13 protein-coding genes are annotated in these 14,508 nt (G+C 68.3%); 4 read left to right on the top strand and 9 right to left on the bottom strand.

Translation table 11 applies throughout. From position 1 onward, the window contains the following. The first annotated feature begins 4 nt into the window (after positions 1-4). Positions 5-385: a hypothetical protein gene (locus LBW94_RS08025; protein ID WP_225055269.1), complete on the top strand. Its 381-nt coding sequence runs from the start codon at positions 5-7 to the stop codon at positions 383-385. A 161-nt stretch (positions 386-546) separates the two neighbouring features. Beyond that, positions 547-831, top strand: coding sequence for a WhiB family transcriptional regulator (locus LBW94_RS08030; protein ID WP_323137805.1), 285 nt, complete (start codon positions 547-549; stop codon positions 829-831). 144 nt (positions 832-975) lie between these two features. On the opposite strand, the gene LBW94_RS08035 is transcribed toward LBW94_RS08030, so the two are convergent. The 5 genes from LBW94_RS08035 to LBW94_RS08055 all read right to left on the bottom strand — a co-directional run bounded on the left by LBW94_RS08035 (position 976) and on the right by LBW94_RS08055 (position 6,842). Then, positions 976-1,707 (bottom strand): cupin domain-containing protein, encoded by a 732-nt coding sequence (locus LBW94_RS08035; RefSeq protein WP_225055271.1) that lies wholly within the window; start codon positions 1,705-1,707, stop codon positions 976-978. 286 nt (positions 1,708-1,993) lie between these two features. Beyond that, the gene (locus LBW94_RS08040) at positions 1,994-2,563 is read right to left on the bottom strand and encodes a TetR/AcrR family transcriptional regulator (protein WP_225055272.1); all 570 of its coding nucleotides are present in this window, start codon (positions 2,561-2,563) and stop codon (positions 1,994-1,996) included. 250 nt (positions 2,564-2,813) lie between these two features. Then, the gene (locus tag LBW94_RS08045) at positions 2,814-4,157 is read right to left on the bottom strand and encodes an ABC1 kinase family protein (RefSeq protein ID WP_225055274.1); all 1,344 of its coding nucleotides are present in this window, start codon (positions 4,155-4,157) and stop codon (positions 2,814-2,816) included. Positions 4,158-4,228: 71 nt separating this feature from the next. Next, positions 4,229-5,086, bottom strand: a complete 858-nt coding sequence (locus LBW94_RS08050) for a hypothetical protein (RefSeq protein ID WP_225055276.1) — start codon at positions 5,084-5,086, stop codon at positions 4,229-4,231. Between the two features lie 346 nt (positions 5,087-5,432). Continuing rightward, a complete protein-coding gene (locus tag LBW94_RS08055) occupies positions 5,433-6,842 on the bottom strand; it encodes a zinc-dependent metalloprotease (protein ID WP_225055278.1) in 1,410 nt (469 codons plus the stop codon). Between the two features lie 50 nt (positions 6,843-6,892). Between LBW94_RS08055 and LBW94_RS08060 the strand changes: the two genes are divergently transcribed. Further along, a complete protein-coding gene (locus tag LBW94_RS08060) occupies positions 6,893-7,918 on the top strand; it encodes a PDZ domain-containing protein (protein ID WP_225055279.1) in 1,026 nt (341 codons plus the stop codon). Between the two features lie 4 nt (positions 7,919-7,922). Here the strand turns inward: LBW94_RS08060 and LBW94_RS08065 are convergent, their stop codons facing one another. Then, the gene (locus LBW94_RS08065; protein WP_255633831.1) at positions 7,923-8,522 is read right to left on the bottom strand and encodes a PPA1309 family protein; all 600 of its coding nucleotides are present in this window, start codon (positions 8,520-8,522) and stop codon (positions 7,923-7,925) included. Positions 8,523-8,692: 170 nt separating this feature from the next. On the opposite strand from LBW94_RS08065, the gene LBW94_RS08070 reads away from it, so the two are divergent. Beyond that, the gene (locus LBW94_RS08070; protein WP_225055283.1) at positions 8,693-11,692 is read left to right on the top strand and encodes a UPF0182 family protein; all 3,000 of its coding nucleotides are present in this window, start codon (positions 8,693-8,695) and stop codon (positions 11,690-11,692) included. A 74-nt stretch (positions 11,693-11,766) separates the two neighbouring features. On the opposite strand, the gene LBW94_RS08075 is transcribed toward LBW94_RS08070, so the two are convergent. The 3 genes from LBW94_RS08075 to LBW94_RS08085 all read right to left on the bottom strand — a co-directional run bounded on the left by LBW94_RS08075 (position 11,767) and on the right by LBW94_RS08085 (position 14,488). Then, positions 11,767-12,306 (bottom strand): transglycosylase family protein, encoded by a 540-nt coding sequence (locus LBW94_RS08075; protein WP_225055285.1) that lies wholly within the window; start codon positions 12,304-12,306, stop codon positions 11,767-11,769. A gap of 611 nt (positions 12,307-12,917) precedes the next feature. Continuing rightward, positions 12,918-14,060: a thiolase family protein gene (locus LBW94_RS08080; RefSeq protein ID WP_225055286.1), complete on the bottom strand. Its 1,143-nt coding sequence runs from the start codon at positions 14,058-14,060 to the stop codon at positions 12,918-12,920. Between the two features lie 11 nt (positions 14,061-14,071). Then, positions 14,072-14,488 (bottom strand): Zn-ribbon domain-containing OB-fold protein, encoded by a 417-nt coding sequence (locus tag LBW94_RS08085; protein WP_225055288.1) that lies wholly within the window; start codon positions 14,486-14,488, stop codon positions 14,072-14,074. Positions 14,489-14,508 lie beyond the last annotated feature (20 nt).

Genomic DNA, 14,508 nt, shown 5'->3' on the forward strand with positions numbered 1-14,508 from the left:
CACAGTGGTTTCAGACCACGAATACAGCGACCATCACGACGAGTTCATGGAGGGAGGCAGACAGATGAACGGAATCACGAACTTCGTGAGCGCCGGTATGTACACCGGCATGTCCGAGATGACGTTCGTGTCCGTCTCCCGGGGGGTCCTCGCTCCGCAGGGGACCGGTCTGTCGATTGCAAGCGTTTTCGGTGCCGGAATGCAAGCGCCGAAGCATGAAATCAAGACGGACAAGCACGCGTGGGGTTGGCACCCGGTAGCCGCGAAAGCAGCCATCGATGCCTATGCAGCCGACCGGCCGGTCGACCAGCAGGCAGCCCGCCTCCGCAATGCCAGCCCAGCGCCCGTGATCAGCAGAGTTCGACTACGAAGTCGACAACGGTAGGGAACACCACCCAGCCTCCTGGCCACGGATCGCTCGAAGCGAAACCGTGGCCACAGTTTTAAGGCCCTTCAGCCACCCGGCCCCGGTTTCGCGGAAGACAACGAAACCACCGCTGCAACGAGCTGAAGGAGCAAGACGTGTCCACCGCGACCACTCCTCGCGTGACATGCCGAAACACCGTGGCCTCCACTCCCCGTACCCGGGGAGTCGCGCTCAACCTGCCCTGCCGAGTCGGTAACCCCGATCTGTGGTTCGCCGAGAGCCCGGCCGAGCTGGAAGAGGCGAAGGCGCTGTGCGCAACCTGCCCGATCCGTACCGGCTGCCTGCGGGCGGCCCTGGATCGCGCCGAGCCCTGGGGGGTCTGGGGCGGCGAGATCTTCGATCAGGGTGAGGTGATCGCCCGCAAGCGGCCGCGTGGCCGCCCGCGCAAGATCGCCCTGGTGTGAGCGCCGGTTCCGGCCCTCGGTCACACCGCCCCGGGCGTACCGCCCGCGCCGCCCGTGTTCCCTACGACCAGCGAGCCTCGCATCTCTGTCCCGAGATGCGGGGCTCGTTCTGTGTCCGGGTCGCCGGGTCCGGGGCGAGGCCGATCAAGCCGGGAAGGTGATCTCCGGAACCTCGCCGTGGTCCAGCAGGAAATACCCGAGGAACGTCACCCCCTCCGCCAGCGCGTCGAACCGCGCGATCCGAACCCCCTCCGGTTCGTAGAAGGTATCCCCGGGCCGCAGTACCGATTCCGGCTCACCCTCGATCCCGTAGACCACCGACCCGGTCTCGATGCTGCCGAACACCGGCCCGTTGTGCACATGCAGCCCGCCCTCTACCCCCGGAGCCAGGGTGATGCGCCGGATCTCGACCCGCTCGGTGGCCCGCGCCGGCGTCAGCGCCTGATCCAGCAGGATCACCCGATCGATCGGCAGGACGTCCGCGCCGCCGTCGAGATACTCGGCATCGCCGACCGGGCCCCCGGCCTCGGTCCCGCTGCCGTCGGCCGCGATCTCCTCGATCGCGAGATGGGTCATGGGTGCGGCGGGAGCGGCTCCGTGCCAATGCCATTCACCCGCATCGATGTGCACTGTATCCCCGGCCCCGACATTCTCGACCGGCCCACCCCGCCGCTGCACCCGCCCGCTACCCGCCGTGACGACCAACGTCTGGCCCAGCGGATGCCGGTGCCAGACCGTGCGAGCCCCCGGCGCGAACCGCACACTGTCGACCTGCGTCCGTGATCGCCCGTCCGGCGCCACGATCGGCTCGATCCAGGCGTCACCGGTGAACCATTCGGCGGGAGCAACGGTGACGGCGGCCCGTGAGATACGCATGTGTCGATTCCTTCGGTTGTACTGTCCGGCAATGTGTTCCACGCGCGGCGTCGCCGATGCACGTGACGCGCGCGGGTGCCCCTGTCCCGGTCGATACCGGCGGCGGGCCTCGGAAATTCCGGCGTCACGCCGCAGCCTGTGCGGCAGCGTTGTCCACGGTTCGATCGGCGGCGCGAACCGTGCGGTGTGCGTGGCCTGTAATTCAGCTGTGTGGGGGTGGTCCGTCGAGGCAGCAATGGCCTGCTGCCGCACGCTCATGGCCGGTGATCCGGTCTGCGGAGGGGTGTCACCATCCGGTGGCGTGCGCGGCGAGGAGTGCGAGGATGCCCGCGACGGCCTGATCGAAGACCTCCGCCGCATCGGCCGCGCGCGCGAGCACATACCCGCCTTGCAGCGTGGCGACGAGTGCGGCGGCGGTGGCTGCGGGATCGAGCGGCGGCCGTAGTTCGCCGCGATCGAGCCCCTCCCGGATCACCCGCGTGAGCCGCTCACGCAGCCAGGTGAGCGTCTCCTCCACCGGCGCCCGGAGCGCGGGAGTGCCCATCACGTCCGGATCCTGGGTGAGCCCGCCGATCGGGCAGCCGCGCAACACTTCTCGTTCACGACGCAGGTATGCGGAGATGCGATCGAAGGCCGTGCCGGGGACTGTGAGTTGCGCCTCGACGCCCGCTCGCATCTCCGCGGCGGTCCGGCGGATGGCGGCCTCCGCGAGCTCCTCCTTGCCGGTGAAATGGTGGTACATGCTGCCCTGCCCAGCGCCGGCCCGCTGCTGGATGGTCTTCGGGCTGGTGCCGACATACCCACGCTCCCAGAGCAATTCGCGAGTGCTGTCGATGAGGCGATCCCGTGTTCCCACCCTGTCAGTGTACATACTGATAGGTACAGAAACTAGTGTGGCCACCGTGACCGGACCCGAGCGTCGGCACGAACCTGACCGATCCCCATGGGTGCGGGCCCGTTCCCTTTCGGCATGGTGCCGGTGGCCGGGCGTCCGCGGCTGCGGGCGATACGTGAGGACTCACTGCCGCGACCGCCGGGTGCGAGGCTGAATCGCCGGTGGTGTGGTTGCTCACCGGTGGGGGCCGGTGAGCAATCCGGGTGAAAGTTCAGTCGGCGGTGCGGTATTCGGCGTAGCCGGGAACCCAGTCGTGCATCAGGCGCATGAACGGGACCTCGGCGTCGAGCTGGGCGGAGATGCCGATGGAGCCCATCAGGACGCGGAAGATCATGGCGTGCTGCGGGGGGAGTTGCAGCGACCACGAGGTGCGGATGTCCGGATCGGAGATGTCGGTGGCCCGGCCGGCGACCCGGCGCATCCAGCTGCGGGTGAAGTGGAAGGTCTCGGTGCGGATCGGGTCGGCGAACGGGCGCATCAGGCTGTCGATCTCGCGGTGGGTGACCGTGCGGCCCGGCAGCACCCAGCCGTCGTCCTGCATCAGCTCGGTGAGCTCCTCGTAACGGTCCTCCGCCGCCAGCGCCACCATGCGGCCCAGGATCGGCGGGAAGCCGTCGGGCAGCGCCGCGCAGGCGCCGTAGTCGATGACCGCCAGCCGGCCGTCGGCCAGCATCATGAAGTTGCCGGGGTGCGGATCGCCGTGCAGCAGACCCACGATCGCCGGTGAGCAGAAGTTGAATTCCGCCATCAGGCTCGCCACCCGGTTACGCAGCTCGCGGGTGCCCTCGGGGTCCTCGATACCCTGCGCGATGATCGCCGACACCGGCGTGGCGTCCAGCCATTCGGACACCACCACCTTCGGGGCGCTGGCCACCACCTTCGGCACCACGAACTGCGGGTGTCCGTCGAAACCCTTGGCGAAGGCGCGCTGGTTCCCGGCCTCGATGCGGTAGTCGAGTTCCTCCTCCATGCGTTCGGTGAGCTCGGCGATCACCGGTTTCACGTCGGAGGCCTGCAACAGCGTGCTGATCATGCCGGTCATCCGGCTCAGCGTCTTCAGGTCGGCGCGCAGCGCCTCGTCGGCCCCGGGATACTGCACCTTGACCGCGACCGGCCGGCCGTCGGACCACACCGCGCGATGCACCTGCCCGATGCTGGCCGAGGCGGCGGGCGTGTCGTCGAACTCCAGGAAGCGACGGCGCCACGCGGTGCCCAACTGCTGGTCCAGCACCCGGTGCACGGCGGCCGCCGGCATCGGGGGCGCTTCGGCTTGCAGCTTGGTGAGCGCCTCCCGATAGTGCTCCCCGAACTGCTCGGGTACCGCGGCCTCCATGACCGACAGCGCCTGTCCGAACTTCATGGCGCCGCCCTTGAGCTCGCCGAGCACGCTGAACAGCTGCTCGGCGGCCTGCTGGTTGAGCTGGGCGTTGATTTCGTGCCGGTCGCCACCCGCCAGGCGGCGGCCGAACCCGACCGCAGCGCGGCCGGCGATCCCGATCGGGATCTTGGCCAGCTTCGCATTGCGGGACGACCGGCGACTTACGATCTCTGACACCCTCCCATCATGGCGGAATTATCACGGAATGTGCCACGCGAATTGGGCCACGCATCCGCCGACCGGGCGATTCATGGTGCAGATTCACCGAGACGGCGGCAGCCGCACGCCCGATGCGGGTGCCAGTGGCGGCTGTGGATGCGATGCGAATCGGGATCCAGTTCCAGCGTGACGTCGAGCGTCCGTGGCGGCCGGGCGACCCGGCCCGCGAGGATCACCTCCAGTTCCCGCAGCGCGAGCGCGGCGGTGGCGGCCACCGTCGCGGGTGTGGCGTAACCCACCCGCCCGAGCAACTGCGCCGCCAGATGCGGCCAGTGCGCGTCGAGCTCACCCCGGATCAGGTCCGCACAGCGCAGGCAGCTGGTGCCACCGGGCAGCACCAGCGGCCCGACGATGCCCCGCCCGTCTCGCACCCGTACCTGGAGATGCGGTACCCGATGCACGACGAGTGCGCTGACCAGCTGCGGCTCCGGTACCAGCAGATCGGTGAGCAACACCAGGTCCGCGCCTCGCGCCGCCGTCTCGGCTCCGTCGAGATCACGCGTGCGGGTGGGTCGCAGCCCGAGCCGCCGCACCCCCGTGGCCACCGCCTCCGACAGCGGCCCGCGCCCGTGTACATGGATCGCCCGCACCCGGCCACCCCCGGCCTCCGGCAGCAACAGCAACCCGGCCGCCTCGATCTCCGCCAGCAACCGCAGCGTCGCATCGGGCTCGATCCCCAGCCGATCGGCCTGCCAGACCACCTCCGGATGACTGCGCAACCCGTCCAGCAACCGCAGGAATTCGACCACCACCTCCGACCCCACCCCCGGCGGCTCCAGCACCACCGCCCGCTCCGGATCCCACCCCAGCTGCACCACCCCACCGGGCCGCCGCAGCACGGCCACCCGCGGATGCAGCATCGGCCCGGCAGGCCGGAACATGGTCATACCGGGAAGTATCCCCAGCGCCTCTCCCGGAGAAAAGTCCCAGGCCACAGCCGCACACCGACCAAGATTTCGCATACCGTGCCCGCGCGCCGGTCATACCGGTCACCGACCGCGCGGACCCTGGAGCTTGCCGCCCACCATGTCGGCGCCTCGCACAAGGTATGTCGCGGTGCCCCGAACAGCGGGGCCGACGCGACCGGCCATTGTTGCACCGGGACCAGGCGGGCGATGTGTCGCGAGTCGGTGTTGTCGATCGTCACGGGGCGTACCCCGGAGTCCGCTCACGCGGCGTCGGCGGCGATCGCGTTGCCGCCGAACGTCTCCCGCCCGGGACGGGTACCCGGGCTCAGGCGAGAGTGCCGCCCTCGTCGGATTCCGGTTTGTCGTCACCGGATTCGCGTTCCTTGCGCTCCCGCTCGGCACGCTCCCGCGCCTCGGTCTCGGCGAGCTGGGCCAGCGGGTCGTCGAACAGGCCCGTGCCGCCGCCGACCACGCCGTCGATGAAGCCGGCCGGGTTGTCCAGGTCGTCGGAGGTGGGGAGCAGGTCGGGGTGGGCCCAGACCGCGTCGCGGGCCTCCAGGCCGGCGTCGGTGGTCAGCCGCCGCCACAGCGTGGCCGCCTCGCGCAGCTTGCGCGGCCGCAGCTCCAGGCCGACCAGGGTGGCGAAGGTCTGTTCGGCGGGACCGCCGGAGGCGCGGCGGCGGCGCAGGGTCTCGGCGAAGGCGCTCGCGCCGGGCAGCCGGTCGCCGACGGCATCGGCGACCACGATCTCCACCCAGCCCTCGATCAGCGCCAGCAGGGTCTCCAGCCGTTCCAGCGCGGCCTTCTGTTCCGGGGTGGTCTGCGGCTCGAAGGTGCCCTGCGACAACAGCTCCTCCAGCTTGGACGGGTCGGCCAGCGCCATCGGATCCAAGTTTTGCGCGGCCTGCTCGATCGCCGAGAAGTCCATCCGGATACCGGTGGCGTAGGACTCCACCGCGCCCAGCACCTGCTGCCGCAGCCACGGCACGTGGGCGAACAGCCGCTGGTGGGCGGCCTCGCGGGCGGCGAGGTACACCAGCACCTCACTCTCGGGCCGCTCCAGGCCCTGGGCGAATTCCGAGATGGCCGCGGGCAGCAGCGCCGCGGTACCGGCCGGCCCCAGCGGCAGGCCGATATCGGTGGAGGTCAGGACCTCCTTGGCCAGCTGGCCGAGGGCGTTGCCCAGCTGTGAGCCGAACGCCATACCGCCCATCTGCCCGAGCATGCCGATCATCGGGGCCGCGAACTGCTTGGCCTCCTCGGGCAGCGTCGAGGTCCACATGCCGGAGACCTGCGCGGCGACCGGATCACACAGCCGCTTCCAGGTGGGGACCGTCTCCTCGATCCAATCGTTCGGCGTCCACGCCACCGTCTTCGAGGCGCCGGCGGGCAGTGTGGTGACGGCGTCGAGCCACAGCTCGGCGAGATGCGCGGCATCGGCCACGGCGCTGCGGGAACCGGCCGAGACCGGGGCGACCGTCGAGCCGAGCTGCTGGCGGGCCAGCCGCTTGGCGAGGTCGTAGTTGACCGGTCCGGCCTGGCTGCCCGGCTGACCCATCGTCGCGAACATCTGACCCAGCGAGGACAACATCTGGCCGAGCGCGGCCGGATCGAATCCGGCTCCGGAACCACCGATCGGGAATCCGAACGGATTGTTCGCGCCGGAACCCGACCGATCGTCCCGCTTGTCCGGGTCGTCGTCGCGGTTCGAGAAACCGAAGGGCACGTCGCTCATAGAGCTAACGTTACGCTGGTGCCGTAGGCCGAGCCGCTACTGTGGGCCGGGTGAACCGTCGGATCCTCACCCTGATCGCGGCCCTGCTGCCCATTCTCGTGCTCGGTGTCGTCGGCAGTGCCGTAGAGGTGCCTTTCGTCGCCTTGGGGCCTGGTCCCACTTTCAATACGCTCGGTGAGGTCGAGGGTAAACAGGTGGTCGATGTGCAGGGCGCACCGGTCGATCCGACCTCCGGAAACCTGAATATGACCACGGTCTCCGTTCGCGACGGGCTGAATATCTTCGAGGCGTTCGGGCTGTGGGCCGACGGCCGGTTCGGCTTGGTGCCGCGTGCCGAGGTGTACCCCCCGGGCGTGCCGCGCGATCAGGTCGACAAGTCGAATCAGCAGGACTTCAAGGATTCCGAGGACAACGCCGAACTCGCCGCTCTGCATTATCTGAAGTACCCGACCCGGGTGCGGCTGCGGGTGGTCGCCGACGACGGCCCGGCCAAGGGCCTGCTCAACGTGGGCGACGAATTGGTCAGCGTCGCAGGCAAACCCGTCGCGTCCTCGCAGGACGTGGTGGACGCGGTGCGCGGCGCGCAGCCGAACACACTGGTGCCGATCGTGCTGCGCCGCAACGGCGCCGAGCAGACCGTGCAGGTGAAACTGGGTGCGCGCCCGGATGATTCGACCAAGGGCTATCTCGGCGTGACGCCGGACGAGACGGCGCAGGGCCCGTTGCAGGTCACCTTCAACCTGGCCGATATCGGCGGCCCGTCCGCCGGTCTGATGTTCAGCCTGGCTCTCATCGACAAGCTCAGCAGCGGAACCCTCAACGGCGGCAAGTTCGTCGCGGGCACCGGCACCATCGACCCGCAGGGCAAGGTCGGCCCGATCGGCGGCATCCAATACAAGATGATCGCCGCTCGCGAGGCCGGTGCGGAGACCTTCCTGGTCCCCGCCGACAACTGCAACGAGGCCAAACAGCGCACCCCGTCGGGCCTGCGGCTGGTCAAGGTCGACACCCTGACCACCGCCGTGCAGTCCCTGGAGGCGATCACCGCCGGCCAGGCGACCCCCACCTGCGGCTGAGCCGCTACTCCGGGTCGTTCTCCAGCGTGTTGCGCAGCGCCTCGACGATCTCCCCGGCGAGGTTGGGATAGGTCCGCAGGTCCAGGTCGCCGAACGGATCCTCCTCGTCGTCGTCCGGCCTGACCTGCAACAGGGCCAGCGAGGTGCCGTCGCGCAGCACCCCCGCGTACAGCCGGGCATCCCGGCGGTCCGGATGGGTGGCCGCGGCGTCCCGGGCCGCCTGGTCGGCCGCGTCGCGATCGGCCAGCACCGGCAGCATCGCGTCGTCCAGCGCCTGTTCGGCGTCCGGGGGCAGCACCACGATCTGCCGCACCAGCACACATCCGGTCACCGCGTCCGGCCAGCTGGTGGTGGCGAGGAATTCGTCCAGTGCCAGTTCGCCTTCCACGTCCTCGGGAAACGGCTCCTGTGCGATCGGGGTGAGTTCGGCGCCGTCGTCGAGCTGGTCCTGCAACGTCGGCTCGGCCGCCACCAGATCCATGGTCGGCACCAGCGCGAACATCTGCGGCGGGCGGTCCCAGCCCTCGGCGTCGGCGTATTCCGCGACCTCGCGGATGCAACGGTAGAGAGCGGAGGCTGGGTTACCAAGAGTCACGGGTGGCAACTGTAAAGCCTCCAGCACACCCGCGGACACCCAGCGCGCCCTGGTGGCGAGGCATTGCGATCCAAGGCAAGCCGTTTTACGTAGAGTGGGGCGCGATGGTCCGCTGGGACCACCCCGACATCGGAGCGGCGTGCAGTGATGGGCGCCGCCGGACCTGGGAGAGTGGCATCGTGGGCATGCGCCCCCCGACAGGCTTACCAACGCTGTCTCGACGCAGCCGGGTGCTGCTTTTGACGGCTCTCGTGCTGGCGGCGCTGCTGCTGGTCGGGCCGCGGCTGACCGACGCGTATACCAACTGGTTGTGGTTCGGTGAGGTCGGATTCCGGCGGGTGTACGGCACCGTACTGCTCACCCGGATCCTGTTGTTCCTGGTCGTCGCGGTCGCCGTGGGTGCGGTGATCTGGCTGGCGATGCTGTTCGCCTACCGGGCGCGACCGGTGTTCGTGCCGACCGCCGGGCCCAACGACCCCATCGCGCGCTACCGCACCACGGTGATGGGCCGGTTGCGGCTGTTCGGGATCGGCATCCCCGGCCTGGTCGGTCTGCTGTCCGGGCTGGTGGCACAGTCGAGTTGGGTGACGGTGCAGTTGTTCCTGCACGGTGGCGCATTTCATATCAAGGATCCGCAGTTCGGCCTCGACGTCGGCTTCTACGCCTTCGATCTGCCGTTCTACAAGATGCTGCTGAACTGGATGTTCGTCGCGATCGTGATCGCGTTCTTCGCGAATCTGATCACGCACTACGTCTTCGGCGGTCTGCGGCTGTCCGGTCGCGAGGGCACGCTGACCCGCCCGGCGCGTATCCAGCTGGCGGTGATCGCCGGATTGTTCGTGCTGCTCAAGGCGATCGCGTACTGGTTCGACCGCTACTCGCTGCTGTCGAGCACCCGCAAGGAGTCGACCTTCACCGGCGGTTCCTACACCGACATCAACGCGGTGCTGCCGGCGAAGCTGATCCTGTTGTCGATCGCGGTGATCTGCGCGGTGGCGTTCTTCGCCGGTGTGGTGCTGCGGGATCTGCGGGTGCCGGCGATGGCGGCGGCGCTGCTGGTGCTGTCGTCGATCCTGGTGGGCGCGGTGTGGCCGCTGATCGTGGAGCAGTTCGAGGTGCGGCCGAACGCCGCCACCAAGGAATCCGCCTACATCCAGCGCAACATCACCGCCACCCGGCAGGCGTACGGGCTCACCGACGACAAGGTCTCCTACGTCGACTACAAGGGTGTGGAGACCAAGGACCCGTCGACGATCCCGGCCGATCAGCAGACCATCAAGAACATCCGGCTGCTGGATCCGAACCTGTTGACGCAGACCTTCATCCAGCGCCAGCAGCTCCAGAACTTCTACGGTTTCCCGGATCCGCTGGACATCGATCGCTACACCATCAACGGCGAGGTGCAGGACTACATCGTCGCCGCGCGGGAACTGGTGCCGCAGAACCTGTCCGGCAACCAGACCGACTGGATCAACAAGCACACCGTCTACACCCACGGCGACGGTTTCGTGGCCGCGCCGGCCAACCGGGTGAACGTCGCGCCGCCCAAGGAGACCCAGCAGGCGGCGACCGGCTCCGGCAGCAGCAACCCCTCCACCGGCGGTTACGGCTATCCGGTGTTCAACCTGGGGGACCAGTCCACGGTCAGTGACCTGTTCACGCCGAAGGACAAGCAGGCCATCAAGGTCGATCAGCCGCGCATCTACTACGGCGAGATGATCTCCAAGTCGGATGCCGACTACGCGATCGTCGGCGGCAACGGCCAGCCGCCGCGCGAATACGACACCGGCACCGATCAATACACCTACACCGGTCAGGGTGGCGTGCCGATCGGCAACTGGTTCAACCGTTTCGCCTTCGCCGCCAAGTACGCCGAGCGCAACATCCTGTTCTCCGGCGCCATCGGATCGGATTCGAAGATCATCTTCAATCGCGATCCGCGGGACCGGGTGCAGCAGGTGGCGCCCTGGCTGACCGCCGACGGCGCCGTCTATCCGGCGGTGGTCGGTGGCCGCATCCTGTGGATCGTCGACGCGTACACCACGCTCGACAACTTCCCCTACGCGCAGCGCACCTCGCTGGACGGGGTCGCGGAGGATTCGATCGATCAGAACACCGGCCGGGTGCTGCCCCGCAAGGAGGTCAGCTATATCCGCAACTCGGTGAAGGCGACCGTCGACGCCTACGACGGTACGGTGACCCTCTACGAGGTCGATCCGACCGATCCGGTGCTGCAAGCCTGGCGCGGGGTGTTCCCCGGCACGGTGAAGCCCGCCAGCGCGGTGTCGCCGGAACTGCGGGCGCACTTCCGCTATCCGGAGGATCTGTTCAAGGTGCAGCGGGAGATGCTGGCCCGCTACCACGTCAACGATCCGCGAGAGTTCTTCACCAACAACGCCTTCTGGTCGGTGCCCAGCGATCCGACCTCGGACGCGCCGACGACCGCGCATCAACCGCCGTACTACGTGCTGATGGGCGATCCGAAGACCGGTAAGGCCCAGTTCCGGTTGACCAGCGCGATGGTCGGCTTCCGCCGGAACTTCCTGGCGGCCTATATATCCGTGGATTCCGACCCGGACAACTACGGCAGGTTCACCGTGCTGCGGCTGCCGACGGATTCGCAGACCCCGGGCCCGCAACAGGTTCAGACGTCGATGACCACGGACGCCCGGGTGTCCAGTGACCGGACGGTGCTCACCGGCGGCAATACCAACAAGATCAAGTATGGCAACCTGCTGACGCTGCCGATCGGCGACGGTGGCGTGCTGTATGTCGAACCCTGGTATCTGGAACGCAACAGCGGGCCGAACGCCGCCTCCTTCCCCCAGCTGGTCAAGGTGCTGGCCAGCTACGGCGACAAGGTCGGCTATCAGGCCACGCTCGGTGACGCGCTCAACGACGTGAAGGACGGTCTGGGCGGCGGCGCCACCCAGCAGCCCGGTCAGCAGTCGGTGCTGCCCCCGAGCCAGCCCAGTACCCAGCCCTCCCCGAGTACCTCGGTGCCGCCGCCGGTGCTGCCCCCCACCGGGTCGGCCGGCCGCGACGCCGCGGTCAAGGAGATGAACGACGCCCTGAAGTCCGTCGAGGACGCGCAGCACTCCGGCGATCTCGGCCAGCTCGGCCGGGCCCTGGAGGTTTTGCAGAAGGCGATCGACGACTACAACAAGACCGGAGGATAGCGGCCCCGGAAGGAAACGTGCGGCGCTGCCATCCGATCGGATGGCAGCGCCGTTCCCGTTGCGGGAGAACTCGTTCAGCGGCCCAGCGACTGGATGAGGCCGTCGTTGTCCTGGAGGAAGTGGTTGTACTCGCCGGTGACGCCGAACTGGGTGGCGATCTGATCGCCGGCGGCGCGCGCCTGGTCGATGAGGGCCTGGCGGTCGTTCGGGGGCTGCGGCGCAACGGGTTCCGGCTCGGGCGCGGACTCCACGATCGGCTCCTGGGACGTCGGGCCCCAGCGCAGGTATCTGCCGCAGACGGGCCAGGCGCCGGCGCCCTGGCTGGCGAGGACGTTCTCGGCGACGCGGACCTGTTCGTCCTTGCTGGCCTCGTTGGCCATGCCACTGCCGCCGTTGGCGCGCCAGGTGCTCTGGGTGAACTGCAGGCCGCCGTAATAGCCGTTGCCGGTGTTGATGTGCCAGTTACCGCCGCTCTCGCACTGTGCTACGCCGTCCCAGTCGTGGGCCGGTGCGGCGGAGGCGAGTGCGGTCAGACCGAACGGCACCGCGGCGAGCGCGCCGGTGAGGGCGGCCGCGCCGAGGACGCGATTCGAGAACTTCCGGTTCTTGGTCATGGTGGTGTCCCTCCCCGTGCACACCGTGCCGGCGCCGCAGCGCCCACGTTCCTGCCCCCAGGAGTCGGGGTCTCCCGAACCGCGGGGCAGGGTGCCGGTGTGCAGCGGTTCGGGTCGGAGCCCGAATCCGGGCCGAGCACGAGATTAACGAAGGAATTCGATCAGATCACGTCTTGATAACACAGGTAATTGTATGAAACGCATAACCGCGTAAAGGGTTTCGTTGCAGGTGGGCAATGCCTCGAGCGTAAGTTCTGGACGGTCTGTTATCTGGACGTGATGTGCTGTTAATCACACAGCCGAGGTGACTTGCGTCACGTTTGCTGGCTTCGAATCTGGCGACGCGCGCGACTGCACGCCGAAACACGCATGATTTCGCGCGGCGCGAGAATCGAAATATCCGGTTCCGTACGGGATCAAAGTCTTTCCGAGCGGAAATACCAAGCGTCACACAGCGTGTGCCGTTGAGACATTACCGGCGTACCGGTCGCGCCGCGCTGCGGGTGAACCGCGGCGGCGCGACCGGTACGCCGGAATGTCCTGATATGCGTCGGGACCGAGGCGCGTGCCTCGGTCCCGATGGTGTGTGCCGTAATACGGCCGGAGGTGTGTCAGAGCGACAGCACGGAGGCCGCCGCGGTGCCCGGAGCGCCGTAGACCTGGGCGTAGCCCACGCGCGGATTGCCCGGCACCTGACGCTCGCCGGCCTGTCCGCGCAACTGCAACACCAGCTCGTAGACCTGCCGGATACCGGAGGCGCCGATCGGCTCGCCGTTGGCGATGAGGCCGCCGTCGGTGTTCACCGGCAGTCGGCCACCGATCTCGGTGGCGCCCTCGGTGACCAGCTTCTCCTGGTCACCGTCGGCGCAGAAACCGTTCTCCGCCATGTGGATCAGTTCGGCGCCCGCGTCGGTGTCCTGCAACTGGATCACGTCGACGTCCTCGGGCCCGATGCCCGCGGCCTCGTAGGCGGCCCGAGAGGCGTAGACCGTCGGCGAGACGTCCTCGTCGACCGCGGCCCAGGTGCTGTGCACCTCGTAGGCGCCGTAGCGGCGGGTGCGGATCGCGGTGGACCGCAGATATACCGGCTGCGAGGTGTACCGGTGTGCGATGTCGCCGCGGCACATGATCACCGCCGCCGCGCCCTCGTCCGGCGAGCAGAACATATATTGTGTCAGCGGATAATTGAGCATCGTCGAGTTCAGAATCTCGTCCTCCGGGATCGGCTTGCGCCGGAAGGCATTCGGATTCAACGCACCGTTGCGGAAGTTCTTCGCGGCGATCTTCGCCAGGGTGCGCTGCGAGATGCCGTGATCCTGGATGTAGCGATTCGCCTTGATGCCGAAGAACTTCGTGGTGACGAACTGCCCGTTCTCCGCATACCAGCCCGGTAGCCCGAGCTTCGCGGGATCGTCGGTGAACGCACCACGCGGATGCTTGTCCATCCCGACCGCGATGCCGATGTCGTAGCGGCCCGAGCGAATCGCCTCGGCGGTCTGCTCGATCGAACTCGCCGCTGTCGCACAGGCATTGAACACATTGGTGAACGGAATTCCGGTGAGCCCGACCAGCCGGGTGACCGCGTCCGGATTGCTCACCTCGTAGCTGCCGCCGAAGCCGAACTGGATGTCCTTCCACTCGACCCCGCCGTCGGCGAGCGCGAGTTGGATTGCGTCGGCGCCCATTTCGATGGCGGTCTTGGGGAATCGGCCGAACGGGTGCAGGCCGACGCCGATGATGGCAACGTCGTTCATATCGATCTCCTTCAGGCCGGCTGGAATGCGACGGTCACGACCTCGTCGCCCGCCTCGTCGACGTACAGCGGGACGAAGATCAGCTCGAGCTCCATGCCGACCTTCAGTTCGTCGGGGTTCGCGGTGGTCAGTCGCGACTCCACCCGCACCTCGTCACCGAGCTGGACCAGGCCGACGCCGAACGGCTCGAAGGTGTCGGCGGTCTCCTTGCCCGCGTACGGCAGCTTCGGGACGAAGCCCTGCGTCGTCCAGGCCACCAGGGTGCCGCGGCGCGGCAGCAGCCGCTCCGACATGTCCGGCCCGCTGCATCGTGGGCAGCGATCCTGCTTGGGCCACGTCACCGCGCTGCACGAACCACACCGGCTGCCGATGAGCTGCGGGTTCTCTGCCGGCCACGTGGATGCTTCGGGCGCGAGCGCCTTCGCCATGTCCCGTCCTCCGTAATTCG

The sequence above is a fragment of the Nocardia sp. alder85J genome (assembly GCF_020176955.2).
In the GTDB taxonomy this organism is placed as follows: Bacteria; Actinomycetota; Actinomycetes; order Mycobacteriales; family Mycobacteriaceae; genus Nocardia.

Bases quoted from the DNA above. Each gene is read 5' to 3' on its own strand.
- LBW94_RS08035 (WP_225055271.1), bottom strand. From the start codon at position 1,707: ATGCGTATCTCACGGGCCGCCGTCACCGTTGCTCCCGCCGAATGGTTC.
- LBW94_RS08050 (WP_225055276.1), bottom strand. From the start codon at position 5,086: ATGACCATGTTCCGGCCTGCCGGGCCGATGCTGCATCCGCGGGTGGCC.
- LBW94_RS08055 (WP_225055278.1), bottom strand. From the start codon at position 6,842: ATGAGCGACGTGCCCTTCGGTTTCTCGAACCGCGACGACGACCCGGAC.
- LBW94_RS08075 (WP_225055285.1), bottom strand. From the start codon at position 12,306: ATGACCAAGAACCGGAAGTTCTCGAATCGCGTCCTCGGCGCGGCCGCC.
- LBW94_RS08080 (WP_225055286.1), bottom strand. From the start codon at position 14,060: ATGAACGACGTTGCCATCATCGGCGTCGGCCTGCACCCGTTCGGCCGA.
- LBW94_RS08085 (WP_225055288.1), bottom strand. From the start codon at position 14,488: ATGGCGAAGGCGCTCGCGCCCGAAGCATCCACGTGGCCGGCAGAGAAC.